Origin of the sequence: Actinomadura kijaniata NBRC 14229, assembly GCF_001552175.1 — a bacterium.
Classification (GTDB): domain Bacteria; phylum Actinomycetota; class Actinomycetes; order Streptosporangiales; family Streptosporangiaceae; genus Spirillospora; species Spirillospora kijaniata.
The window spans coordinates 12,803-37,339 of sequence record NZ_BCQR01000125.1; the positions used below are offsets into that span (position 1 = coordinate 12,803).

General features: G+C 74.1%; 24 protein-coding genes. 7 read left to right on the forward strand and 17 right to left on the reverse strand.

Annotated features, from left to right (window positions below; genetic code table 11):
* Positions 1–11: 11 nt before the first annotated feature.
* Positions 12–695, forward strand: a complete 684-nt coding sequence (locus AKI01S_RS33055) for a TetR/AcrR family transcriptional regulator (protein WP_067826581.1) — start codon at positions 12–14, stop codon at positions 693–695.
* Here the strand turns inward: AKI01S_RS33055 and AKI01S_RS33060 are convergent.
* A complete protein-coding gene (locus AKI01S_RS33060) occupies positions 670–1,890 on the reverse strand; it encodes an MFS transporter (RefSeq protein WP_084000488.1) in 1,221 nt (406 codons plus the stop codon). The two genes, AKI01S_RS33055 and AKI01S_RS33060, sit on opposite strands and share 26 nt — an antisense overlap.
* Before the next feature lie 94 nt (positions 1,891–1,984).
* Between AKI01S_RS33060 and AKI01S_RS33065 the strand changes: the two genes are divergently transcribed.
* Entirely contained in the window at positions 1,985–3,514 is a 1,530-nt protein-coding gene (locus AKI01S_RS33065) for an ArnT family glycosyltransferase (RefSeq protein ID WP_084000489.1), read from the forward strand.
* A gap of 12 nt (positions 3,515–3,526) precedes the next feature.
* Here AKI01S_RS33065 and AKI01S_RS33070 read toward each other — a convergent pair whose 3' ends face one another.
* The 3 genes from AKI01S_RS33070 to AKI01S_RS33080 are packed head-to-tail and all read right to left on the reverse strand — an operon-like array spanning position 3,527 to position 5,549.
* Positions 3,527–3,976, reverse strand: a complete 450-nt coding sequence (locus tag AKI01S_RS33070) for a nuclear transport factor 2 family protein (RefSeq protein WP_157420320.1) — start codon at positions 3,974–3,976, stop codon at positions 3,527–3,529.
* Positions 3,976–4,806 carry an NmrA family NAD(P)-binding protein gene (locus AKI01S_RS33075; protein WP_067826591.1) on the reverse strand — a complete coding sequence of 277 codons (831 nt, stop codon included), beginning with the start codon at positions 4,804–4,806 and terminating at the stop codon, positions 3,976–3,978. The genes AKI01S_RS33070 and AKI01S_RS33075 overlap by 1 nt, the downstream gene beginning before the upstream one ends.
* Before the next feature lie 35 nt (positions 4,807–4,841).
* Positions 4,842–5,549, reverse strand: a complete 708-nt coding sequence (locus tag AKI01S_RS33080; RefSeq protein ID WP_067826515.1) for an SDR family NAD(P)-dependent oxidoreductase — start codon at positions 5,547–5,549, stop codon at positions 4,842–4,844.
* Positions 5,550–5,610: 61 nt separating this feature from the next.
* On the opposite strand from AKI01S_RS33080, the gene AKI01S_RS33085 reads away from it, so the two are divergent.
* Complete coding sequence (locus AKI01S_RS33085; RefSeq protein ID WP_067826517.1) at positions 5,611–6,501, forward strand: LysR family transcriptional regulator; 891 nt, start codon at positions 5,611–5,613, stop codon at positions 6,499–6,501.
* A gap of 54 nt (positions 6,502–6,555) precedes the next feature.
* On the opposite strand, the gene AKI01S_RS51960 is transcribed toward AKI01S_RS33085, so the two are convergent.
* On the reverse strand, positions 6,556–6,861 hold the full coding sequence (locus AKI01S_RS51960) for a PGPGW domain-containing protein (RefSeq protein WP_084000490.1): 306 nt from the start codon (positions 6,859–6,861) through the stop codon (positions 6,556–6,558).
* Positions 6,862–7,143: 282 nt separating this feature from the next.
* Here AKI01S_RS51960 and AKI01S_RS33095 point away from each other — a divergent pair, with 282 nt between their 5' ends.
* From AKI01S_RS33095 to AKI01S_RS33105, 3 genes are read left to right on the forward strand one after another with little or no spacing between them, the layout of a single operon-like run.
* Positions 7,144–8,235 (forward strand): winged helix DNA-binding domain-containing protein, encoded by a 1,092-nt coding sequence (locus tag AKI01S_RS33095; protein WP_067826520.1) that lies wholly within the window; start codon positions 7,144–7,146, stop codon positions 8,233–8,235.
* Positions 8,236–8,254: 19 nt separating this feature from the next.
* Positions 8,255–8,740, forward strand: a complete 486-nt coding sequence (locus AKI01S_RS33100) for a hypothetical protein (RefSeq protein ID WP_067826523.1) — start codon at positions 8,255–8,257, stop codon at positions 8,738–8,740.
* Positions 8,741–8,777: 37 nt separating this feature from the next.
* A complete protein-coding gene (locus tag AKI01S_RS33105) occupies positions 8,778–9,992 on the forward strand; it encodes a PA0049 family protein (RefSeq protein ID WP_245681881.1) in 1,215 nt (404 codons plus the stop codon).
* A 63-nt stretch (positions 9,993–10,055) separates the two neighbouring features.
* Here the strand turns inward: AKI01S_RS33105 and AKI01S_RS33110 are convergent, their stop codons facing one another.
* From AKI01S_RS33110 to AKI01S_RS33155, 10 genes are all read right to left on the reverse strand, one after another.
* Entirely contained in the window at positions 10,056–10,805 is a 750-nt protein-coding gene (locus AKI01S_RS33110) for a maleylpyruvate isomerase family mycothiol-dependent enzyme (protein ID WP_067826529.1), read from the reverse strand.
* Between the two features lie 17 nt (positions 10,806–10,822).
* Positions 10,823–12,319 (reverse strand): ATP-binding cassette domain-containing protein, encoded by a 1,497-nt coding sequence (locus tag AKI01S_RS33115; protein WP_067826532.1) that lies wholly within the window; start codon positions 12,317–12,319, stop codon positions 10,823–10,825.
* Entirely contained in the window at positions 12,316–13,122 is an 807-nt protein-coding gene (locus AKI01S_RS33120) for an ABC transporter permease (protein ID WP_067826534.1), read from the reverse strand. Before AKI01S_RS33120 ends, AKI01S_RS33115 begins: the two co-directional genes overlap by 4 nt.
* Positions 13,119–14,306 (reverse strand): amidohydrolase family protein, encoded by a 1,188-nt coding sequence (locus AKI01S_RS33125; RefSeq protein ID WP_067826536.1) that lies wholly within the window; start codon positions 14,304–14,306, stop codon positions 13,119–13,121. Before AKI01S_RS33125 ends, AKI01S_RS33120 begins: the two co-directional genes overlap by 4 nt.
* Positions 14,306–15,190: an ABC transporter permease gene (locus AKI01S_RS33130; RefSeq protein ID WP_067826539.1), complete on the reverse strand. Its 885-nt coding sequence runs from the start codon at positions 15,188–15,190 to the stop codon at positions 14,306–14,308. Before AKI01S_RS33130 ends, AKI01S_RS33125 begins: the two co-directional genes overlap by 1 nt.
* Entirely contained in the window at positions 15,187–16,788 is a 1,602-nt protein-coding gene (locus tag AKI01S_RS33135) for an ABC transporter substrate-binding protein (RefSeq protein ID WP_067826542.1), read from the reverse strand. Before AKI01S_RS33135 ends, AKI01S_RS33130 begins: the two co-directional genes overlap by 4 nt.
* Positions 16,785–18,182 carry an MFS transporter gene (locus tag AKI01S_RS33140; RefSeq protein ID WP_218009911.1) on the reverse strand — a complete coding sequence of 466 codons (1,398 nt, stop codon included), beginning with the start codon at positions 18,180–18,182 and terminating at the stop codon, positions 16,785–16,787. Before AKI01S_RS33140 ends, AKI01S_RS33135 begins: the two co-directional genes overlap by 4 nt.
* A gap of 5 nt (positions 18,183–18,187) precedes the next feature.
* A complete protein-coding gene (locus AKI01S_RS33145) occupies positions 18,188–18,880 on the reverse strand; it encodes a tRNA-dependent cyclodipeptide synthase (RefSeq protein ID WP_067826548.1) in 693 nt (230 codons plus the stop codon).
* A 38-nt stretch (positions 18,881–18,918) separates the two neighbouring features.
* A complete protein-coding gene (locus AKI01S_RS33150) occupies positions 18,919–19,701 on the reverse strand; it encodes a 2OG-Fe(II) oxygenase (protein WP_067826551.1) in 783 nt (260 codons plus the stop codon).
* A 437-nt stretch (positions 19,702–20,138) separates the two neighbouring features.
* Positions 20,139–21,281, reverse strand: a complete 1,143-nt coding sequence (locus AKI01S_RS33155; RefSeq protein ID WP_067826554.1) for a hypothetical protein — start codon at positions 21,279–21,281, stop codon at positions 20,139–20,141.
* A gap of 210 nt (positions 21,282–21,491) precedes the next feature.
* Between AKI01S_RS33155 and AKI01S_RS33160 the strand changes: the two genes are divergently transcribed.
* On the forward strand, positions 21,492–22,982 hold the full coding sequence (locus tag AKI01S_RS33160; RefSeq protein ID WP_067826560.1) for a hypothetical protein: 1,491 nt from the start codon (positions 21,492–21,494) through the stop codon (positions 22,980–22,982).
* Positions 22,983–23,115: 133 nt separating this feature from the next.
* On the opposite strand, the gene AKI01S_RS33165 is transcribed toward AKI01S_RS33160, so the two are convergent.
* Positions 23,116–23,868, reverse strand: a complete 753-nt coding sequence (locus AKI01S_RS33165) for an SDR family oxidoreductase (protein WP_067826567.1) — start codon at positions 23,866–23,868, stop codon at positions 23,116–23,118.
* A 33-nt stretch (positions 23,869–23,901) separates the two neighbouring features.
* A complete protein-coding gene (locus AKI01S_RS33170) occupies positions 23,902–24,408 on the reverse strand; it encodes a carboxymuconolactone decarboxylase family protein (RefSeq protein ID WP_067826572.1) in 507 nt (168 codons plus the stop codon).
* Between the last annotated feature and the right edge of the window lie 129 nt (positions 24,409–24,537).

The following is a 24,537-nucleotide window of genomic DNA, read 5'->3' on the forward strand; positions in this document are numbered from 1 at the left end:
CGGCCGGGACCATGGACCCCGAGACGCTGTGGAACGAGCCCGCCCGGCCGCGCCTGGGGAGGCCGCCCGCGCACAGCCGCGCGGAGATCACCGCCGCGGCCGTCGCCGTCGCCGACGCCGAGGGGCTGCCGGCCGTCACGATGCGCCGGGTCGCCACCGAGATCGGCGCGGGCGTCATGTCGCTGTACACCTACGTGCGCGACAAGGAGACCCTGCTGGAGCTGATGATCGACCATGTGGTCGGAGAGGCGGGCACCGCGCCGCCCACCGGGGACTGGCGCGCCGACCTGCGCGCGGTCGCCCTGGCCCAGCGCGTCGTGCTGCGGCGGCACCCCTGGCTGGCCGAGGCGCTGCCGCAGCGGCGGACCTTCGGCCCCCACACGCTCGCGCAGCTGGAACACGCGCTGGCCGTGCTGGAACCCTCCGGCATGGACGTGCGCGCCGCGATGGAGGCGTTCTCCCTGGTCACCTCCTTCGTCAGCAGCCACGTCACCTACGAGCGGAGGCAGCGCGACGCCGGGGCGTCCGCCGACGAGCTGCGGGCGCAGGTCCGCTACCTGCGCAAGGCCGTCGAGAGCGGACGTTACCCGCGCCTGGCGCGCGCCCTCGACGAACCGGACGGCGACCATGACCCGGAGGCCGTCTTCGACCGACTCCTCGACCGCGTGATCAACGGTCTGGCGCCGGGGGGCTGACCCCCTCCCGCGCGGCGCGCACGTCGCGGTCGTTCAGCGTCCGCCACGCCCCCACGACCAGCACCGCGCCGCAACCCGCCCCCAGCCAGAACGGCGCGACCAGCCCGGCATGGCGCGCCAGCAGGCCGCCGCACACCGCCCCCACCAGCAGGCCCGCCACGGTCACCAGCCGGTACGCCCCGTGCACGCGTCCCAGCAGCTCCGCCGGGACCAGCGACTGCCGCACCGAGGCGACGATCGCCGAGAACACCACCAGGTGCAGTCCCATCAACACCAGCAGCAGCCCGGCCACCACCGCGTTCCGCGTCATCGCCGCCAGCCCGTGCACCAGCGTCTCGACGACCAGCCCGGCGCGCAGCGTCGTCCCCGGACCGGCCAGCCGGACGATCCGGCCCGCCAGCAGGCCCCCGGCTCCCCCGCCGACGGCGAGCGCGGCCAGCAGCAGGCCGTAGCCGACCGCGCCGACCCCCAACCGCTCGTGGGCGATCAGCACCAGGACGGCCGACACCGCGCCCAGCCCCACGTTCGACACCGCGACCGTCCATGCCAGCGTGCGCAGCAACCGCTGCCGCAGCAACCAGCGCACGCCCTCGCCGACGGCGGTGCGCAGCGGAACGCGCGGCGCGGCGTTCAGGTTCGCGGGCAGCGTCGCCGCAAGCGCCGCCACCAGCAGCAGCCCGACCGCGTCCAGCAGGAACGGCGACCACGCCGCCACCGCGAACAACCATGCCCCGAGCGGCTTGGCCGCCAGCTGTTCCCCCAGCATCCGACCGGCCTGCAACCGCCCGTTGGCCTGCTCCAGACGCGCCGGGACGACCACGGCGGGCACGAGGGTCGCGGCGGCGTTGTCGAACACCAGCCCCGCGCAGCCGACCAGGAAGAACACCGCGTACAGCAACGGCAGCCCCGCGTCGCCCGCCAGAACGGCGGTGCTGAGCAGCCCGAGGGCGGCCATCCGCAGCAGACTGGTCCCGACCGTCAGCCGCCGCCGGTCCCACCGGTCCACCAGCGCCCCGGCGTGCAGCGCGAACAGCAGGCCGGGCAGCATCTGCGCCACCGTCAGCCCGGCCACCCGCACGGGGTCGCGGGTCAGCGTCGCCGCCAGCAGCGGCCCCGCGACCAGCGTGACACCGTCCCCCAGCGCCGACACCGACGCCGCCGTCCACAGCCTCCCGAAGGCACCCAGCGCGATCACCCCTGCCGGTTGGGACGCCTTCCACCATGGCCGTGTTCGGCAAGATCCGCCGCGCGGTCGTGACGCGACCGGCGCGGCGGCCTAGGGTGCACGCATGTCCGCCTCCACGTCGGCGGAGGCCGACCCCGCCGCCGACGTCACCCCCGACGGCCCGCCCCCGATCCGCTGGCGTCCGCTCCTGGTCATCGGCGGCGCGCTGGGCGTGCTGCTGGTCGCGCTCTCCCCCTGGTACGGCTACCACCGCGACGAGCTGTACTTCCGTGTCGCCGCACGCCACCTGGCCTGGGGCTACCCCGACCAGCCCGCGCTGGTGCCGCTGCTGGCCCGGGCGCTGACCGAGGTGTTCGGGGACTCCCTGGTGGCGCTGCGGACGCCGTCGGCGCTGGCGGCCGGGGCGGGCGTGGTGATCGCCGGGCTGACCGCGCGGGAGCTGGGCGGTGACCGGCGCGCGCAGCTCATGACGGCCGGGGCGTTCGCGGCCGGGCCGTTCCTCGTCGCGAGCGGCCACCTGCTGTCGACCGCGACGTTCGACCTGCTGGTCTCCACCGCCATCGTGTGGCTGGCGGTGCGCTGGGCCCGCACCCGCGACCACCGGCTGTTCCCGGTGATCGGCGTCCTGGCGGCGGTGGCGGGCAACATCAAGTACCTGGCCGCCCCGCTGCTGGCCGCCCTCGTCGTGGGCCTGCTGGTCACCGGCCCGCGCGACTTCGTGCGCCGCCCGGCGCTGTGGGCGGGGGCCGCCATCGCCGCGCTCGGCACCGCGCCCGGCCTGGTGTGGCAGGCCCGGCACGGCTGGCCGCAGCTGGAGATGGCCGACCAGATCGCCGCCGAGGGCGACTTCGGCGGTCGGCTCGGATTCGTCCCGTTCCAGATCGTGCTGAGCGGGACCGTGCTCGCGGTGCTGTGGATCTACGGCCTGGTGCGGCTGCTGCGCTCCCCGGACCTGCGCCCCTACCGCTTCCTGGCGTACGCCTACCTGCTGCTGAACGCGGTGTTCCTCGTCACCGCGGGCAAGCCGTACTACCTGGCGGGCCTGTGGGCGGCGCTGTGGGCGGCGGGCGCGGTGGAGATCGAACGCCGTGGCGCGCCGCGCGGCGTGGGCTCGGCCGTCTCGGTTCCCGCCTACGCGATCGTCGGCGCGATGACCGTGCTGACGACGCTGCCGGTCTACCCGGTCGCCTGGCTGAAGAACACCCCGCAGCCCGCGATCAACGCCGACGCCGCCGAGACGGTCGGCTGGCCGAGGTTCACCGCCGAGATCGCCCGCGTGCACCGGTCGCTGCCGCCGGACGAACGCGCCCGCGCCACCATCCTGACCTCCAACTACGGCGAGGCCGGGGCGATCGACCGCTACGGCCCGGCGCTCGGTCTGCCCCGCCCCCACAGCGGCCACAACGGCTACTGGCACTTCGGCCGCCCCGCCGACACCGGCGGCCCGACGATCGTCGTGGGACCGGAGAGCGCCGCCCACCTGACCCGGTTCTGGACGCGGGTGACGGTCGCGGGCCGCATCGACAACGGCGTCGGCCTCGACAACGAGGAACAGGGCAAGCCCGTCTTCGTGTGCCGAGGCCAACGCGAGCCCTGGGCGCGGCTGTGGCCGCAGCTGCGGCGGCTGAGCTGACCGGGAGGCCGGTCAGGCGTACTGCAGGTCGGCCCGGGTGATGCCGGAGCCGTTCACGGTGAAGGCGTAGTGGGCCGCCCACCCGGCGCTGCCACCGGGAGCCCAGTGCACCAGCAGCTTCTGGTAGCCGCCGCGGCTCTCGACGATCCGGTTCACGGCGAGCCTGCCGCCGATGACCTCGCGGTCGGCCCAGGCGCGGATGGCGTCCCGGCCCCTGATCTCCCGGCTGACGTCGATGATGACGGCGTCGGGGGCGAACGCGGCGACCAGCGCGTCGAGGTTCCCGCCGTTGACGGCCTGGACGTAGGCGTTGGCGGGGCCGAGCAGCCCCGCGGGGGCCTGCGCGTTCGACGTCGGGAGCGACGACGGGGACGCCGCTCCCGACGCCGCGGGCCCCTCCTCGGCCGAACACGCCGACAGCGCCACGGCCGCCGCCGCGAGCAGCGCGGGCAACGCCCTCATCAGCGGAACCTGTCCGCGTTCGCGCGGGCCCACTGCTCGAACGTGCGCGGCGGACGCCCCGTCACCTCCTCGACGGTCGGCCGCACCACCGACTCGTCCAGCGTCCCCTTGACGTAGAAGTCGAAGAACGCGTCCACGTACTCGACCGGCGTGGTCTTGAGCATCTCCTCGCGGGCCACGTCGTCGGGCTGGGCGTCCAGCACCAGGTCACGGCCCAGCACCTCGCCCAGGATCCGCAGCCGGTCGGCGGGCAGCAGCGCCTCGGGGCCGGTCGGCCAGTGGACGAGGCCCTCGTGCCCGTCGTCCAGCAGCGCCCGCGCGGCGACGTTCCCGATGTCGGCGGGGTCGACGGTGGCGATCGGCACGTTCGCGAACGGGACGCTCACCGTGTCCCCCTCCCTGAGCTGCGGGATCCACTGGAAGGTGTTCGACATGAACGCGCTGGGCCGCAGGAACGTCCAGGACAGCCCGGACTCGCGCACGGCCCGTTCCGACTCGGCCATGTAGCGGGTGACGGCGTTGTTCATGTCGCCGCTGGCCGCCGAGGTGCCCGACAGCAGCACCACCCGCTCGACGCCCTCGCGGCGCGCGGCGGCCAGCAGGTCGGCCATGCCGGGGTATCCCGGCAGCAGGAACAGGCCCTTCACGCCGCTCAGCGCGGGCGCCACGGTCTCGGGTTTCCCCAGGTCGCCCGCGACGTACTCGACCCCCGGCCGCGCCTCGACGCGGGAGGGGTCGCGGGTCAGCGCGCGCACCGGCACATCGGCCTCGGTCAGGGCGCGCGTCACTTCGGCGCCGATGTTTCCCGTCGCGCCGGTCACCAGAATCATCATCGTGTCCTTCGTGTGTCGTCGGAAAGCGGGCGTCACCAGGGCAGGGGGCGTCCGTCGCGGAAGAAACCGCCGGTGGGGCCGTCGTCGGGCAGGGTGGCGGCCCACACGATCCCGGCCGCGCCGTCGGCGACCGGACGTCCGCCGGGGCCGCCCATGTCGGTGGCGACCCAGCCTGGGCAGATCGCGTTGACCAGGATCCGGTCGGCGTGCAGCTCGGCCGCCAGCATGCGGGTCAGGGCGTTGAGGGCGACCTTGGAGGCGTTGTAGGCGGGCGTGCCGCCGCCCATGTTGGTCAGGGAGGCGGCTTCGCTGGAGACGTTGACGATCCTCGGGTGGTCGCTCTCGCGCAGCAGCGGCAGCAGCGCCTGCACCAGGCGCCAGGGTCCGTACAGGTTGGTCTCGGCGGCCTCGCGCACCACGTCCAGGTCGGCGTCGACGGCGCGCTGCCAGGTGTCGTAGGTGATGGCGGCGTTGTTGACCAGCACGTCCAGGCGGCCGAAGCGGGCGGCGGCCTCCTCGGCGGCGCGTTCGGCGTCGGCGGCGGAGGTGACGTCCAGGCGCAGCGGGACGGCCCCGGGACCGAGCGCGGCGGCCACAGCGGTGGCGGCGTCCAGGGAACGGGCCGTGGCGACGACGGTGTGACCGCGCGCCGCCAGCTGACGGGCGATCTCCCGGCCGATGCCGCGGTTGGCCCCGGTGACCAGAGCCACCGGGGCATGGCGATCTTCTTCGGTGCTCACCCGGACACTGTGCTTTCGGACTGTGCCAAACGTCCAATACCTGCTTGGATAACCGGCGGCTATGGATGCACATCTGCGCGATCTGCGCTACTTCGTGGCGGTCGCCGAGGAGCTCAGCTTCACGCGCGCCGCCGAACGGCTGTACCTGTCACAGCCCGCCCTCAGCAAGCAGATCCGGCAGCTCGAGGAGGGGCTGCGGGTCAGGCTGCTGGAACGCGACCACCGCACGGTCTCGCTCACCGAGCCCGGCCGGGTCCTGCTGGCGTCCGCGCGGGAACTGCTGGCCCGCTGGGACGAGACGCAGCGCGAGGTCAGCGACGCGGCGGCGGCCGAGGCCGCCGTGCTGACGGTCGGGCTGTCCACCAGCGTCGGCCGGGGGCTGCTGGCGGCGGCCCGCACGGGCTTCCTGCAACGCCGCCCCCACTGGCGCACGCGGATGCGGCACATCGGCTGGGAGGACGCCTCGGCGGGGCTGGCCGGCGGGGAGGTGGACGTGGCGTTCGTGTGGCTGCCGTTCACCGGCCAGGAGGCGTTCCACCTGAAGGTGGTGGCGCGCGAGCAGCGCTGGGTGGCCTTCCCCGAGGACCACTGGCTCGCCGGACGCGACCGGGTCGGCTTCGCCGAACTGCTGGACGAGCCGTTCCTCGCGCTGCCCGAGGGCGCCGGGCCGCTGCGCGACTTCTGGCTGGCGCTGCCCGAACGCGGCGGCCGCCCGGCGCGGATCGGCGCGGTCGTCGCCAACCCCGAGGAGACGTTCTCGGCCGTGGAGGAGGGCAGCGGCATCGTGCTGCTGGCGTCCGGGAACGCCGCGATCTACCGCCGTCCCGGTATCGGCGCCGTCCCCGTCACCGGGATCGCCCCCTGCGAGCTGGCGCTGGCCTGGCGCGAGGGCGACCACCGCGTCGCCGTCCGCGACTTCGTCGACGCCGTCGACCCCGCCCCCGGCCCCTGACCCGCAACGGCGGCGGCCCGGCCGGGGAACCGACCGGGCCGCCGCCACGACGCGTCAGGCGTCGTTCTTGGAACGCTTGACCTTGCGCCACGCGGCGCGGAGGTAGCCGGTCAGCCTGTCGCTGGCGCGGCGCGCGGCGGGGTACTCGGTGCCGAGCAGGCCCAGCCCCGCCAGGATGGCCACCACTCCGGGGCCGGGCAGCACCATCATCACGATGCCCGCGATGATCAGTGCGATCCCGGCGACGGTGACCGCGACCTTGCGTGCCAGGCGCAGCGGTGACAGCGACCGGACGCCCGGCGACGGGGCGGGGTCGTCCCCGGTCGCGTCGACGGGGCGGCTGGGCGCGGTGACGGTCAACAGGTTCTCCTTCTGTTCGGTGCGTCCTGTCCTGTCAGACGCGCGAGGCGCACCGGGAGAGCCGGATCGGCGGTTTTGTGACCAGCGCCACAGGTCGTCCGGAACGCGGAGCGGTGGAGCCGGGACGCCCGCCACCAGAAGGGGATCCCCTCGCCGGACCCGGTGACGGGTATCTTCTCGGTCGCCATCTCCCCTTGCCACGCCCGATGTCCGTGACGACGTGCGCGAGATGATGCACGCTCTCCTCGACACCGACTCGTCCCGGCCGGAGGGGAGCCCGAGGTGACGCGTCCGACCGCACCGGAGCTGGACCGCCGGTCCGTGCTGGCCCGGCGCGCGGAGGTCCAGGACCTGAGCTCGCCGACCCGGCGCGCGACCGACGTCCGGGGGCTGGGCGTGGGGCTCCAGGACACGCCGCGCGGGTCGGGTCTCGCGGGCGTGCGGGCGCGGACGGCGCAGCCCGCCGCCGAGGTGGGCCGGCTGCTCGACGGCGGTCCGCTGGTGCTGGCGATGACGGTGCGGGGCGCGCCGCACGTGCTGGCCCGTGCCGGGCTCGGGCTCGTCACCGCCGCGCTGGTCCCGCTCCAGGAGAGCGAGGCCGAGGAGGTGGCGACGGTGGCCGCCGCGATGCGCGCGGTGGCGGGCGGCCGACCGGTGTCCCGGCCCGCGCTGAGCGGGGCGCTGAACGACAGGGTGCCGGACACGTCGCGGAGCTGGTGCGAACGCTGCGGCGCGGTCCACGTGCGCGAGGAGCTGTTCCGCAGGGCGACGCTCCACGCCGGTCTGGAGCTGGACCCGAACGAGAGCTCCCCGGTGGTGTTCCGCCCCATCACCGGTGCCGCGGGCACCGAGCCCGAGGGCGCCGAGGCCAGGGCCGAGCTGGTGCGCCGCTTCGTTCACCTGCTGGGCGTGACACGCCCGGACGAGGTGGCGGCCTGGCTGGGGCACCGGCCCGGGGAGGCCAGGCGGCTGTGGGACCTGGTCGCCGGCGAGCTCCAGCCCGTCCAGGTGGAGGGCAGGCGCCGCTGGGCGCTGGCCTCCGACCTCGACGCGCTGCGCGGCGCGACGGGTTTCGAGGGCGTGCGGCTGCTCCCGCCCTCCGACCCCTACCTGCTGGGCGACCGCGCCCTGGTGGTGCCCGACCGCGCCCACCAGCGGCTGATCTGGCGCGCGGTGGCCAATCCCGGGGTGGTCCTCGCCGACGGGGAGATCGCGGGCCTCTGGCGGCACCGCATGACGGGCCGCCGCCTGACGGTCGCGGTCACGCCGTTCGCGGTCCTGTCCTCCTCCCGGCGCGCGGGCGTCCGGGAGGAGGCCGAACGGGTCGCCGCCCTGCGCGGCGCGGACCGGGTCGAGCTGACCTTCGACTCCTGAGATACGGAAGGACCCGCCCATGCGGCGAACGTGGAGTGTCCTGGCGTGCTTCGTCCCCCTGCTGGCGGGCGGCGCGTGGTACGTGCTCACCGCCGACTGGACGCTGCCGATCCTGCGTTTCGAGTTCGCCTGGAACGCCGAGACGGCCCGGCACCTGACCACCGGCCGGGAGGACGACTACCGGACCGCGCTGCACGCCGACTTCGCGTTCCTGGCCGGATACGCGGTGACGATCGCGGCGCTGTGCCTGCTCGCGGCGCGGCGCGAACGCGGGCGTGGAGTCCTGTGGCTCGGGGCCGCGGCCGGTGTCCTCGCCGCGCTGCTCGACGTCGTGGAGAACCTCCTGCTGCTGGACGGCCTCACCGCGCTCCACCAGGGCACCGCCGGCGACCTGACGTTCCGGGGCGCGGCCCTGGCGGCGGCCGCGAAGTTCGCGCTGGTGATCCCGGCGGGGATCATCGCGTTGGAGGCCGCCTCTTCCGCCGCCTCCCGAACCCGCCGATAATGGCCGCGATCTTGTGAACGCGACCGAGGGAGAGAGCATGACGGCGGCACGGATGACAGCGATGCTCGGGGCGACGGCCGCGCTGGCCGCGCTCGCGGCGCCCGCCCACGCCGCCTCCGCCGCGCCGCCGACCGTCGAGGAACAGCGCCTCGACCAGGCCGTTCCCCAGGAGATCCTGCGGCGTAGCGGCTTCGCCGGCGCCGCGCCCTCCTTCACCCGCGCCCTGGAGCGTGCCGGGTCCTACCGGGCCGCCGAGAACGTCGTCGCCCGGCACGGCGAGCGGCTGTGGCGGCGCGCCGTGGACCGCGCCCAGGGCCGCGTGCCCGCCGGGGACCTGGACCGCGCCGACGACCGGCCGCTGTACTGGGCGCGGCTCGGCATGACCCGCGCGGTCCGCCGGTGGAACCCCTCGTTCGCCCTGTCGGACAGGGCCCGCGCGCGGCTGCTGGCGCGGCTGGAGCGCGCCTCGCGCGGCCAGGAGGACGTCGCCTACCCGCACCGCATGCGCAGGATCCTGGTCACCGGGTTCGACCCGTTCACCCTCGACCGCGACATCCGCATCGGCAACCCGTCCGGCGCGACCGCGCTCGCCCTGGACGGCACGGTGGTCCGCACCTCCCGGGGCCCGGCCCGGATCGAGACGATGACCTTCCCGGTCCGCTGGCGCGACTTCACCGACGGCATGGTCGAACGCGCGCTGCGCCCCCACCTGCCGCGCGTGGACCTGTTCACCACCGTCAGCCAGGGCCGTCCCGACCGGTTCGACGTCGAGCGCTTCAACGGCGCCTGGCGCGGCGGCTTCCCCGACAACGAGCGGGCCTCCAGCACCGGTCTCATCCCCGTCCGCGGCGCCCAGCCGCAGTGGACGGTCACCACCCTGCCGTACCGGGCGATGGTGGGGGCGGGCACCGGCCCGTTCCAGGTCATCGACAACACGCAGGTCACCGAGATCCCCGCCGGGGGCACCACCGAGGTCGTCCGCCCCGACGGCCCCACCCCCGGCTCCACGGCCCGCGCCGGGGCGGGCGGCAACTACCTGTCCAACGAGATCGCCTACCGCGCCACCCTGCTGCGCGACCGCCTCGGCCTGACCCGCCTGCCCGGCGGCCACCTGCACACCCCGGTGCTGCGCTTCGGCGACGGCAACACCGACCCGGGCACCGGAACGGTCACCGACCCGCAGTTCGAACGCAACCGCCGGGCGATCGTCACCCAGGCCCGCGACCTCATCACCGCGGCCGCCAACGCCTGACCCGCCGCACGGTCCGCCCGGCGAGGTCCGCCTCCGGCCCCGCCTCACCGGACGGGTCGCGCGTCAGGCCGCGTAGTTGCGCAGGACCCGCAGCGCCGCGTCCCCGTGCGGTCCCGAGGTCTTCAGGGTCGTCTCGGCGGGGGCGAGGCGGCGCGCGCCGACCCGGCAGAACTCGCCCGCGGGCCCGGTGATCACCGAGGGGGCGTCCGGGTCGCCGAACCGCCAGGTCTCGCCGTCCGGGCCGGTCAGCTCGCAGCGGACCGGCCCGCCCCGTTCGCCCGCCACCGCGAACGCGTAGGGCAGCGTGCGCTGGGCCAGCCGGGCGATGTGCCGCAGCCGCGGGGTGTCGGGATAGTCGATGCCCAGCGGCGCGGTGATGTCGAGCGCGTGCGCCCAGTGCTCGGCGATGCGGGTCGCGGCCAGGGTGCGGGCCGACAGCGGGACCGCGGCCCAGGCCAGGCGGTCGCCCGGGGCGCGGGAGCCGAGCGCGCGGGGCGTCGCGCCCGCGGCCTCGCGCCAGCGTTCCAGCACGTGTCCGGGCGGGGCGCCGCGCTCGGCGACGACCAGCCGGTCCATCAGCTCGTCCAGGGGAACGCCCTCCTCCCGTCTGAACGCCTCGCGTTCCCCGGCGGCGGAGGCCAGGACGAGTTCTTCGGTCTGCGCCAGGTGGAGGACCACGTCGCAGACCGTCCACCCGTCGGCCGCCGACTCCGCCGCCCACATCCGCGGGCTCAGGCCCGCGAGCACGGCGTCGAGCTGACGGTATTCGGCGGCCAGGTCGTCGAAGACGTCCGTTTCCCGTTCTCGCTCCATCCCGGCACCATACCGAATCAGATTCTGTGTGGCTCCGGGATCGTTTCCCGGTCGCCGCGCCAGTCGCGGGTCGGCCCGGAGGCGACCACCCTCCCGTCGGCCAGCTCGACCACCCGCTGGGTGACCTTGCGGACGACGGCCAGGTCGTGCGAGATGAACAGGAGCGCCAGGCCGCGTTCCCGTTGCAGCCGGTCCAGCAGCGCCAGGATGCCCGCCTGCACCGACACGTCCAGCGCCGAGGTGGGCTCGTCGCACACCAGGACGGCCGGGCGGAGCGCCAGCGCGCGGGCGATCGCGACCCGCTGCCGCTGCCCGCCCGACAGGTCGCGCGGCCTCCGGTCGAGGAGCTCCCCGGTCAGGCCGACCTGCCGGAGGAGGTCCTCGGCCGTGGCGGTCTCCCCGGACAGACGCGACGCCTCGTCCAGGAGCCTCCCGACCGTGTAGCGCGGATCGAACGCGCCGTACGGATCCTGCGGGACGGGCTGGATGCGGGCGCGGCGCGGGCGGCGCCTCCGCTCCGGCAGGCCGCTCCAGGGCTCGCCGTCCAGCAGCACGGTCCCCGCGTCGGGCTCCACCAGGCCCAGCGCGATCCGCGCCAGCGTGGTCTTGCCGGAGCCCGAACCGCCGACCAGGCCGAGCGACTCACCGGCCCGCAGCTCGAACGACACCCCGTCCACCACCGTGCGGCCGTCGTAGCGCTTGGACACCGACCGTGCCTCCAGGACCGGTTCCCCGACCTCGACCGGCTCGGCGTATCCGCTGGGCACGGCGTCGAGCAGCATCCGGGTGTAGGGGGCGCGCGGCGCGGTGAGCACCTGCCCGGCGGGCCCCTGCTCGACCAGCAGGCCGTCCTTCATCACCGCGATGCGGTCGGCCAGCCGCGCCACCACCGACAGGTCGTGGCTGATCAGGATCACCCCGGTGCCCCGGTCGCGCAGCCCGGCGAGCAGGTCGAGCACCTGCGCGGCGGTGCCGACGTCCAGCGCGGTCGTCGGCTCGTCCGCGACGATCAGCTCCGGCTCGGCGGCGAGCGCGGAGGCGATCAGCGCGCGCTGGCGGAGCCCGCCGGACAGCTGGTGCGGGTACTGCCCGGCCCGGCGCTCGGGGTCGGGGACGCCCGCGTCCTCCAGCAGCCGCCGCACCCGGTCGGGGATCCGGCGGCGCGGGACCGTCCGGTGGACGACCAGCGGCTCGGCCACCTCCCGCCCGACCGTCCGGAGCGGGTCGAGGGCCTGGAGCGCGTCCTGGAGCACGAACCCGATCCGGCGCCCCCGGATCCTGCGCCAGGCCCGCTCCGGCAGCCCGCGCAGATCCTCGCCCCCGAACTCCAGCCGGTCGGCCGCCACGCGGCCGCCGCTCAGCCCGACCAGGCTGCGCGCGGTGACGCTCTTGCCGGAGCCCGACTCGCCGACGATCGCCAGGCACTCCCCCTTGCCCACGCCGAACGACACGCCGCGCACCGCCCGCGCGCCGCCGAACTCCACGGTCAGCCCCTCGACGGTCAGCAGGCTCATCGCAGGTGCCTCCCCCTCAGCTCGCGGCCGACGACGTTCACCACGATCACCGAGAGCGTGATCGCCAGGCCCGGGAAGAACGCCACCCACCAGGCGCTCTCCAGATGGTCGCGGCCGTCCGACAGCAGCGCGCCCCACTCGGCGGCGGGCGGGTTCGGCCCCAGCCCGAGGAAGCTGAGCGCCGCGCCGTACAGGATCGCGGTGCCGACGCCGAGCGTGGCCAGCACCAGCACCGGGCCGAGCGCGTTCGGCAGCACGTGCCGGACGATCAGCGCGCGCGGCCGCAGCCCCAGGGCCACGCCCGCCTCCACATGACCCGACGTGCGCACCTGCCGCACCTGCGCGTTGACCAGCCGCGCGTACTCCGGCGTCGCCGCCACGGCCACCGCCAGCGTCGCGCCCAGCGTGCCCGGCCCGATCAGCGCCACCGCCACCAGGGCGAGCAGCAGCCCCGGGCACGACAGCAGCACGTCCATCGCCCGCATCAGCCCCTCGCGGACGATCCCGCCGTTCAACGCCGCCGCGAGCCCGACCAGCGTCCCGGCCAGCAGCGCGAGCCCGGTCGCCCCGAACCCCATGGCCAGGCTGGTCCGCGCGCCGTGGACGACCCGCGCGAGCACGTCCCGCCCGAGCTGGTCGGTCCCGAACCAGTGCGCCCCGTCCGGCCCCATGAGCGCCGCCCCCGGATCCGCCCGGTAGGGCTCGTACGGCGCGAACACCCCGGGCGCCACCGCCAGCGCCAGCAGCCCGGCCCCGGCGACCAGCGCCAGCACGAACCCCGGGCGCCACCTTCGGGCGGTCACGGCGCGGGCTCCGCGGGACGACCGGCGGCGACCACGTGGCGGACGGCGGCGATCGCGGTGACGTCGGCGGTCGGGTCGCCGTCCACGACCAGCAGGTCGGCGGCCAGACCGGGGGCGAGACGGCCGGTGACGTCCGCCAGGCCGCAGGCGCGGGCGGCCTCGACGGTGGCGGAGGCGATCACCTCGGCGGGCGGCTGGCCCGCGCGGACCAGCAGGGCGAACGCCTCGGCGACGCGGCCGAACCCCGCGCCGCGCACCCCGGTGTCGGTGCCGAAGACCAGGGTCACGCCGAGCTCGCGGGCGCGGCCGATCGCGGTCAGCCTGTCCTCCAGCCAGCCCGGCTCGCGGCGGGCGGCGATGCCGGGCCAGCCGTGGTGGACGGTCGGGCAGACCGCGATGCCGGAGGCGGCCAGCTCGCGCATGAGGCCGGGGTCGGGGCGGGTGCCGCCGGCGACCTCCCAGCCGCAGTGCTCGATGGTGTCCACGTCCGCGTCGAGCGCGGCGCGGATGCCGACCAGCCCGTGGGCGTGCGCGGCGACCCGCAGCCCGAGGCCGTGCGCCTCGGCGGTGATCGCCTTGAGCGCGGCGGTGTCGAACTGGGCCTCCCACGGGAGCGCGCCGCCGTTGGTGAGGTAGCCGCCGGTGGCCATCACCTTGACCAGGTCGGCTCCGGCGCGGGCGTGGCGGCGGACCAGCTCCAGGGCGTCGGCGGTGGTGGCGGCCTCGCCGCCGAGGAAGTGGCAGTGGCCGTCCGGCGGGGTGATCGGCGCGGCGGCCGACAGCACGCGCGGCCCCGGGCGCCGCCCCGCGGCGATCTCGTCGCGGAGCCGGATCGCCAGGCCGTTGCGGTCGCCCAGGTCGCGGACCGTGGTGACGCCCGCGCGCAGCAGGATCTCCGCACGGGCCGCCATGTGCTCGTACAGCTCCCCGTCGGAGACGGCCGCGAACATCGCGGCGGGGTCGGGGCCGGTGTCGAACGCCAGATGGACGTGCACGTCGATCAGCCCCGGCAGGATCGTGCCGCCGGGGAAGTCGCGGCGCGGCACCGCGGCCGCCTCGGCGGGGGCCTCGGCGCGGGGGCCGACCCACGCGACGCGGCCGCCGCGGACGAGGACCGCCCCGTCCGGAACACGTTCGCCCACCGGGCCGGGCAGCACCCGGCCGGCCGTGAGCAGGGTGTCCATCACACCTCCCTCAGACGCGGGTCGACCAGCAGCTGCGCCAGGTCGACCAGGGTGTTGACGACGACGTACACGACCGAGGCCAGCAGCACCGCGCCCACCACGACCGGCAGGTCCTTGGCCATGACGGCCTCCACCGCGACGCGGCCCACGCCCGGCCGCGCGAACACCGACTCCACGACCACCGCCCCGGCCAGCAGGCTGCCCGCCGTCCAGCCGAGGACGGTCAGCGCGGGGATCAGCGCGTGACGCAACGCGTGCGCCCGGCGCACGCGCCGGTCGGCGACGCCCCGGGTGCGGGCGGTGAGCACGAACGGGCTGCTCAGCGCGGTCTCCAGCCCGTCGCGCAGCACCTGCGCCAGCACCGCGCCGACCGGGACCGCCAGGGTGAGCGCGGGCAGCCAGATCCCGTCGGCGCGGAACCCGGCCAGCGTGAGCAGCATGATCCCCAGCCAGAAGGTGGGGGTGGAGGAGCCGACCAGCTCGACCGTGCCGGAGACCGCGCGGGGCACCCGGCGTCCGGCGGTCAGCAGCGCCAGGGCGGTCGCCCCGGCCGCGGCCAGCGCGCAGGCGGTCAGCGTCAGCCGCGCGGTCGGCCCGATCTCCTGGCCGAGCACCTCGGTGACCGGCGCGTTGTACTGGAACGACCAGCCGAGGTCGCCGCGCGCCGCCCGGCCGAGGAACGTCGCGTACTGCACCGGCAGCGGCCGGTCCAGGCCCAGCTCGTCGTTGAGCCGGGCGATCGCCTCCGGGGTGGCGGGCGCGCCGCCGAGCAGCGTCGCGGCCGGGTCGCCGGGGATCAGCCGCAGCGCGGCGAACGCCAGCGTTCCCGAGCCGAGCAGCACGGCGATCGCGCCCACGACCCGGCGCACGACACCCGCGATCATCCGGCCGCGACCCCCGCCAGCAGCGGGCTCGCCTGCCCGTCGAAGGTGAGGCCGGTGACCTTCCGGCCGGCCGCGACGATCGACGCCGGGACGTAGACCGGCACCAGGTAGCCGCGCTCCAGCACCGCCCGCTGCACCCTGCCGTACAGGTCGGCCCGCCTGGCCTCGTCGCCGGTCGCGAGCGCGTCCTCCAGCCAGCCGTCGAGGTCCTCGTCGGCGGCGAACGAGGCGTTGTAGCCGACCTTGCCCTTGGCGGGGTGGTTCGAGGAGGCGTAGAAGCTGCGCAGGATGTCGGGGTTGCCGGAGACCCAGCTGCGGTCGAAGACGTCGAACGCGCCGGTGTCGCGGGCGTCGAACCACTGCCCGGTCGACATGTTCTCGATTCGCAGCTCGATGCCGGCCCTGCGGGCCTGCTCCTGGACGAGCTGCGCCACCAGGTCGCGTTGCTCGCGCACCTGCTCCTTGTTGAAGACCCACCGGACGGTCAGCCGCCCGCCGTCCTTGACGCGGTAGCCCTGCGCGTCGCGGGTCCGGTACCCGGCCTCGTCCAGCAGCCGGGCGGCCTCGTCGGCGGAGGGCTCCGGGCGGCCGTCGAGGGAACGGTCGTAGAGCGGGGTGGTGGGGCCGATCGGGCCGCGCGCGGGCCTGTACTGGTCGGCGTAGACGGTGGCGGCGATCTGCCTGGTGTCGACCGCGTTCCGGAACGCCTGCCGGATCCTCTGGTCGTCGAACGGCGCGCGGCTGGTGTTGAGGTGCAGCGCGTACACGCCGCCCGGCAGGTCGGCCTTGACGATCTGGGCCTGCCGTCGCAGGGACGCGACGCGCTTGGGCGGGACGCCCGCGACGATCTGCGCGCGCCCGGAGGTCAGCGCGCCGACGCGCACCGAGTCCTCCGGGAGGAACCGCACGGTCACCCTGGGCGTCCTGGCCGGGCCCCGCGCGGCCTGCGTCGGACCCCAGCGGTAGGCGTCGTTCCGCTTCAGCGTCAGGCTGTTGCCCTTGGTGTAGCCCTCCACCGCGAACGCGCCCGAGCCGACCGGCCTGGTGCAGTGGTCCTGCTTGGCGGCCCTGGCGGAGGTGATGCCGAGGAACGTCTGGCTGGCCGACTGGAGGAACGCGGCGTTCGGCTTGGTGAACTCGACCCGCACCGTGCGCTGGTCCACCACGGTGCTGCCCTTGTAGGGGCCGAGCAGGTTCACCGCGTACAGCGACTTGGTCGCGGGCGCGACGATCCGGTCGAACGTCGCCTTGACCGCCTCGGCGTCCAGCGGGCTGCCGTCGTGGAAGGTGACGCCGTCGCGCAGGGTGAAGGTGTAGCTCTTCAGGTCACCGGAGGCCTTCCAGGAGGTGGCGAGCCACGGGTGGATCTTGCCCTGCGGGTCCTGGAAGACCAGCGAGTCGTACACGCTGCGGAACAGCCGGGCGGTCACGTCCTGCGGGCTGATGTTCGGGTCCAGGCAGGTCGGCTCGCTGTCGCTGGCGAACGTGAGCCCGTCGGCGGCGGCCCGGCTCTCGCCGCCGCACCCGGCGGCGGTCAGCGCGAGGAGGGCGGCGACCGCCGCCGCCGTCAGTGCCCGTGGAGGGGGCCGGAGCTTCATGAACTGCCCTTCGTTTCCTGGAGGGGACGGTCGGGAACGGCGGCGGCCGCCGCCCGGGGGCGGGTGAGGGCGGCGATCGCGGCCAGGGTGAGCAGGGAGACGGCGGCGAGCAGCCACATCGCCGCCCGGTAGCCGTCGGTGAGGTCGTGGTGGGCGCGGTAGAGCACCATCCCGGCGGCCAGGCCGAGCGCCCCGCCGAGGTTGTGGAACGTCCAGGACGAGCCGACCGCCAGCCCCGCCATGCGCTCGGGCACGGCCGACAGCGCGGTGACGGTCGCCGGGCCGAGCACCAGCGCCCAGCCCGCGCCCATCACCGCGAACGCCACGACGATCAGCGGCAGGCCGGTGGCGGGCGAGAACGCGCTCTGCAGCAGCGCCGAGACGGCGAACGCCGCGAAGCCGCCGAGCAGCAGCGGGCGCGTCCCCCACCGGTCGGCGAGCCGCCCGACGACCGGGGACAGCGCCGCCACCACCGCCGTGCAGGGCAGCAGGCTCAGCCCGATCGCCAGGCCGGTGTGCCCGCGCGCCTCCGTCAGGTAGATCGGCATCAGGAAGAACGCCAGGCAGTAGAAGAACGCCAGCCCGAAGTCGGCGGTGATCGCGCTGACGAAGCGCGGCCCGGCGAACAGCCCGAAATCGATGATCGGATGGTCGCTGGCCCGTTCCACCAGCACGAACGCGGCCAGTGCCGCCACTCCCCCGCCGATCAGGCCGAGGGTGGCCGGGCTCCCCCAGCCCCAGGTGTCGCCGAGCGACAGCCCGAGGACCACGGCCGGGAGCCCGGCGGTGAGCAGCGCGAGCCCCGGCCGGTCGACCCGGGTGGCGCCCTCGTCGCTGCGCGACTCGCGGACGCTGGGGAAGCAGATGGCCAGCGCGACGGCGATCAGCGGCACGTTCAGCCAGAACACCCAGCGCCAGCCGGCCCACCCGACGAGCAGGCCGCCGAGCACCGGGCCGATCGCCAGTCCCAGCCCGTTGACGCCGTACAGCGCGCCGATCGCCTTGCCGCGCTCGGCCTCGGGGAACGCGTTCGACACGATCGCGCCGGTGCTGGTGTACAGCACCGCGCACGCCGCGCCCTGCACGAACCGGAACCCGATCAGCCACCACACGTCGGTGGCCAGCCCGGCGCCGAGGGACGCCAGGCCGAACACCACCGTCCCGGCGTAGAGCACGCGGCGGCGGCCGTGCACGTCGGCCAGCCGCCCCATCGTCACCATGAACGCCGACAGCGCGGCGATGAACACGTTGACGACGAGCTGGAGCCGCGTGACGTCGGCCTTCAGATCGTCACCGATGGCGGGCGCCGCCGTGTTGACGATCGTGAGGTCGACGCACCCGAGGAAGCTGATGATGCCGACCCCGGCGAACGCCCACCAACGACGATCGGACACCCCGCTCATGCCACCGGTTCCAGGGCGCGCTTCTTGAACCTCAGCGAGAGCCACCGGGCCTTGTCGGGGTGGGACGGCTCGACGAAGATCTCGCGGGTCTTGGCCATCGCGTCGGTCATCGGCTGCGGGTAGATGACGAAGTCATGGCCGTCCTGCGCCCACAGCGGCATGATCACCGGGCACTCCTCCATCAGGTAGACCCACGAACGGTGGAACGCCGCCTCGACGTCGGCGTCCGGGTCGCGCTGGCGGAGCCGGTCGGTGAACCGCCCGATGGTGGCGTCCACGGCGGCCCGGTAGCCGGGGTTGCCCGCGTACTCGTTCTCCACCCGCTCGCGCAGCGCCTTGTAGCGCTCGTCGGTGAGCGTCGTGTGCCAGCGCAGCACGTCACTGGGGACCAGCAGGCCGCCGAGGATCTCGCTGTTGCGTTCCAGCCACTCGTCTCCGGCGCGCAGCGCGTAGGCGTAGGCGACGTCCTCGGGGAGGTCGGTGTAGTTGTGGCGCTGCAACGCGTCGGCGACGGCGACGGTCAGGTGCTCGATGCCCGAGCGGTTGACCAGGTCGATCGTCGCCTGGAGCTTGTCCCCCTCGTGGTAGCGCTGGCCCACGCTGACCAGCAGCACCGCGCGGGTGCCGGTGAAGTCGTGTTCCTGCCCGACCTTGCCGAACGAGGCCTTCGATCGGATGACCGCGGTCACTGTTCCGTCCTTTCCGAGCTCAGATGCGGTTTCCGGGGTCAGCTCCACAGCGCGAGCGGACGCTCTTCGCCGAGGTAGCCGATGAAGTGCCCGATCGTGATGCGGGAGGAGTCCTGCGACGGGCGGACGGCGTGGATGAGCCGGGGGTTGAGCAGGATGAGGTCGCCCGCCTCGGGCTTGACGACCGCGACCGGGTCGGACACCTTGTCGCGGTCGATGCCGTAGGCGCGGTCGCCGACGAGCGTCCGGTACTCGTCCTCGGTCGGCTCGATGCCCCACAGTTCGAGCTCGCCGCCCTCGTCGGGGATGTTGACGTAGACGTTCACCGAAAGCTGCGCCTGAAGGTCGCTCTGGTGGTCGGGCGGCAGGTTGCGTTCGAGGGCGTCGGTGTGGGGGTTGAGGTCGACGTCCTTGTCCTGGTAGCGGGCGATGCCGACGAAGCACTTCGCGCCGTCGACGTGCAGGAGGTTGGCGCCCTGCGGCCAGATCTCGTCCAGCAGCAGCCGCAGCTCGTCGGTGGGCGACAGGTAGGGCGCGAACAGCTCGCGCAGCCGGTGGATGTTGGGCAGCGCCCGCTCGTGGTACGCACGGCGGGACGCCTCGTCGCCGATCTCCGAGTAGGCGAACCCGACCCGGCCGAACTCCGCGGCCTGGCTCAGCTCGCCGCGCTCGGCGTGGTCGAACAGCTGCTCACGGGCGATCTCCAGAGCCTCGGGACGCAGGAATCCCTTGATCTGGACGACCAGGGCCTCCTTTTTGAGGACGGCCCTGATGTGCTCGGCGGACAGTTCTCGACGGGTGGTGCGGACAACGTGGCCCATGACGACTCCAGGGTTGGGAGGGGCAACGGACCGGGGCGCTTGTCTATATTTCCTACAGATTAAATAGGAAAAGTGCAAGATCAATCTTTGGACCACCACCGGACCACCTTCGACCTGCGGAAATTCCCTTCCGCGCAGGTCAGGGAGATCGGTCCGGGCCGGATGCGAGCCGCCCGGTTTTCGGCATGCGACCTGCCAAGATCTCCAAGGACGGGCTTCCGGCGCGCCCCGCCCGCCCCCGCACCGAGAGCGCCCAATGTGACGAAGCACTCGCCGAACACCCGGTGGGACGCCGCCGATCCGTTCGGCCGCGACACTCGGCTGCGCCCGTTGCGGTTCGCGTCCACGAACCACAACGGACTGGAGCCCCTGCCATCTCGGTCACTGATCACCCGGCGAGAACGGACACGGACGCCGAACGCCGCACCGCCCCTCCCTCAGCCCAGGCGGTAGACGGTGGCGTCGTAGGTGTCGGACGTGTCGACGCGACCGGCGCCCCAGAGCGATCGCGTTCTCGGGATCAGGATGAGGTCGCTGACCCGGGCGGTCCGTCCCCGGGTATCGATCCGGGTCGTGCTCCATACGCCGCTCGCCGTGCGGTGCAGCAGAGGGGTGCCGGCCCCTTCGGGGTCGTTCGCGGACTCACCGCCGATGAACCACAGGCCACCGCGCCCGTCGGACACCATCCGTTCCGGGGTCCGGCCGTTCGGCATGTTCACGCGCCGCCACTTGCGGCCGTCCCACCGGAGCAGGAGGGATTCGTAGGTGTCCTTCTCCCCGTCCGAACGAAGCACCTCGCCCGTCACCCACACGTCCTTCTTGGAGAGTGCCGCGACGTCACGCAGGAAGACGCACTGGTAGGAGCCGCCGGTCTCGGGCTGCGGGATGTCGGGAGGCAGCACCTTCCCTACGCGGACCTCCTTCCAGGCCGTGCCGTTGAAGTGCGCGATCGTGCGGTCGCCGCAGCCGGTGTTCTGCTTGGCTCCGACGGCCCAGATGTCCTTGGCCGAGACGGCGCTGAGACGGTGCGGCAGCAGTTTGCCGACGTTGGCCCGCTTCCAGGTGCCGCCGTCGAAGTGCCAGGTGCCGATGCCCGCGCCCGCGCGGGAGTAGCCGAGCACCCACACGTCGCGCGGCCCGAACGTCACCATGTCGCTGGCCAGGCCGTCGTTCCACTTGTTGGAGACGCTCCACTCGCGGCCGTCCCAGCGCAGCGCGTAGGTGGGGCCGCCGTCGGGCATCCCGACCAGCGCCCACGTGTTGGACGGTGACGTGGTGCTGCCGGCGTGGGCGGGCAGCCTGAGTTCCGCGGGCATGGGCACATCGCGCCAGGTGCGGCCCGTCCAGCGCCGGGCGATGGGGCGCGTGCGTCCGTCGTTCGGATGGGTCTCCCCGAAGACCCAGGCGTTGTCCTTCCCGCTCGCCGCCACCGCGTGGTACGAGCTGGTGTCGTCGTAGCGGTGCGTCTGGAAGACCCGCCAACGCGGCGTTTCCGCAGCCGAAGCGGGCCAGACCGCCACACCGGAGGCCATCAGCGCCACCGCACCGGTGACGCGGGCGCGTCGTGCGAACCGAGTCATGATCGGTCCTCTCCTCGCGGGGCACCGCGGGGCCGCCCCGAACGGTAACTGATCTTGATTAAGGACGCCTCAGGACCCCTGAACGGACCACACCTGTCCGCCTGCGGCCAGAGCCCGACCAGCCCGAACCCGCGCGCTCGTTCACGCGTCCCCGCTCGGCCGCCGGGGAAATCGATCGCCTCCCGCCGACAGCGGTGATCTAATCCTGCCGTGTTCATGACGGTGTTCCTGCTGGAGTTCCAGTCGTGGTACTGGACAGGACGCTTTGACGATCCGGAGTTGCAGGGCGCCTTCGACGCGATGAACGAGCCGACGACCTCGCAGGCGTTCGGGCAGGGGTTCCTGACTCTGCTGCGCAGCGACGACACCGTCGCCCGGGGGATCGCGCTCGACTTCTACGACCGCGCCGAGATGACGAGCCGGTTCGTCGGCGGGAACCCGTTCGAGGATCACGGCGAGGAGGTCGTCCGGGTCGCCCGGGAGCTGCTCCGGCAACCTCCCCGGCCGGTGGACGAGCGGACGAGGATCGAAGGGGCGAACCACGCGAGCGCGCTGGCGGCCCTCTGGCGTCTCGGGTTGGAGGACGGGGACGCCGATGCCATCGCCGCCGTTCTGGAACGGATGCCCGACGTGGAGCTCAGGGAACGCGCCCTGGACGCGGCCCGCGTCCTGCTCGAGGACCCCGAGACCCCCGATGAGCGTCTGAGCGCGCTGGTGGCTCGCGTGGAGGAGTGCCACGAACGCGTGCAGGCGGTCCGCGCGCTGCGTGACTCGCAGGAGGCTGCGGCGACCGAGCGGCTGGTCCTCGCCACCGAGGACGACGAATGGCGGGTGCGGCAGGAGGCGGCCGCCGCGTTGTCGTCGGGTCGCCGCTTCTACGCTCACCGGCCGCTGCTGGAGCGTCTGGCCGGGACCTGGTCGGACGACGAGCGCTCCGATGCGGCCGACGAGGTGCGCAGCGCTCTCCGCGAAGGTCCGCACAGCTTCCACTGGGAAGGGGTCGAGCTGGAGGGCGAGTTGGGTCAGGCGCACAGGGAGATGCGTTCGCCGTCCGGCGAGGAGGCCCATCGCAGCGCGTTCTGTACGCTGCTGCGCAGCCGGAGGCCGGAGGCGGTGGGCATCGCGCTCGACCACTACCACTTGGCGGACGGGCTGACGCGGTTCGGCATCGACGACGGCGAGTACGCCGCCGAGGTTCTCGCCATCGCGCGGGACGTCCTCGGGCGCCCGTCGTCGGCCGCCGGTGCCGATCACGCGAGCGCGTTCGGCATCCTCTCCGAGCTCGGTGAGCCTGAGGACGCGGAGACGATCGCCGCCGCGCTGCGGCGGCGCGAGGCTCCGGCTGTGGTCCGCGAGTCCGCCGTGGACGCGGCGTGGGAGTGCCTGGAACGGTGGGACACCCCGGACGAGGGGATCGTCACCGCGCTGGAAGGGCTGGTCTTCGACGGTTCGGGTGACATGGAACTCCGCGTCCAGGCGGTCAACGCCCTGACCGGCCTGGGGCCGGTCGAGCAGGTCACCGCCGTGCTGAGGCGCGCGGCGCGCTCCGGCGACCTGCCCGTCCAGGTGGAGGCCGCCGTCGGCCTCACGTTCCCGGACCTGATCGAGGAGCACCGGGAACTGGTGCGAGAGGTGGCCGGGTCGTGGCCGCAGGACGCCGGGGAGCGCGCTGCGATCGTCCGGCGGAAGCTGGCCGACTAGCCGAGTGGGAGCGCCCGGCGTCCCTGCCTCCCAGGCGGGAAGCGGGGCGACGGGCTGCCCCGTTCTCGGAAGCCCCCGAACGGTGGGCTTGCGAGAACGGGGCATGCGCCCGGGTGGCGCCCTGCTGTCCGGATCAGGGTTGAGCGTCGAGCCATTCCTGGAAGGTGGGACCGGCGAGCTTGGCGTGAGGGCCGGGCAGGAGCCCGCCGTTGGCGGCGTACTCGGCATCGGGCAGATCGGGGTTGTCGATGCCGACGACCTTGATGCCCCGGCGGGCTCCCAGCAGCCGGGCCGCCTCGGCCAGGGTCTGCTGGCGGGGTCCGGCGATCTCGGGGAGCGGCGCTGCGGGAGAGGGCGCGTCGGGGGCGATGGCCAGATCGACCAGCTCCTCGGCGACGGTGCGGGCGGCCACCAGCTGGCTCGGCCAGGTGGGGATGTAGGCGACGTCGCCCTGCTGCCAGTCCAGCATCTGGCCGATGAACTCATGGAACTGCGCGGCCCGCAGGATACGGACGGGGAGGACCTCGGACAGGTGGAGCTCCTCGTGCAGCTTCTTGGCGGCGCCGAACCCGGAGGTGGCCCCGTCGACCCCGGTAATGGAGGCCACCGCGATCCGGGAGACCCCCGCCTTCCGACCGGCTTCGTGCAGGTTGCGGGCCGAGGTGCGGAAGAACTCGGTCGCCGCTTCCTGCTCGGAGGCGTGCCAGGAGGCGACGTCGATGATGATCTCGACTCCGGTCAGCGCTTCGGCCAGACGCTCACCGGTGATGATGTCCACGCCGGTGGCCCGGGACATCGAAACGACCTGGTGTCCCTGTTCGGTCAGGACGTCGACGACGTGGCGTCCCAGCCGTCCGGTGCCTCCGGCCACTGCGAACTTGCTCATGCTGCCTGCCTTTCTCGGGCGCGGAACAGGGGGTCAGTCGGTGTAGTTCTGGCCGGGAGCCCGACCGGGGATCGGCTTGGCGATCAGCGCGGCGGGCGTGAAGAACCCGATGTGGGCGATCACCATCACCAGCGACCACAGCGCCTGGTGGTCGTAGTGCGCGCTCGCCCTGGCATACAGCTCATCCGGGACGCGCTCTCCGGAGGGATTGGGGGTCAAGACCGCCTCGATCAGCTCCAGGGCGATTCGTTCGGCGTCGGTGAAGCAGGTGGCGTCCTGCCAGGTCGCCACGGCGGTGATGCGCTCTTCTGACTCCCCGAGCCCGCGCAGGATGGCGGTCTCGCGGATGGCGAAGTAGGTGCTGCCCAGGATCTGCCCGGCGCGCAGCTGCATCAGGCTGATGGTGGCCGGCGGGATCGGACCGTTCTGGATGGCCTGGTGCAGACCCTGGGCGACTTCTGCCAGCTCGGGCACGAACCGCAGGGGGTTGGGCATGCGCGACCGCAGGTTCTCCTGCTCGGCCGTGGTGGGAGTGGACATGATGGGTCTTCCCTTCTCCATCTCAACGGGTGGTGTCGCGGGCCGCCGCGGCGTTGGCGCGGCGTTGGCGCGGCGTTGGCGCGGCGTTGGCGCGGCGTTGGCGCGGCGTTGGCGCGGCGTTGGCGCGGC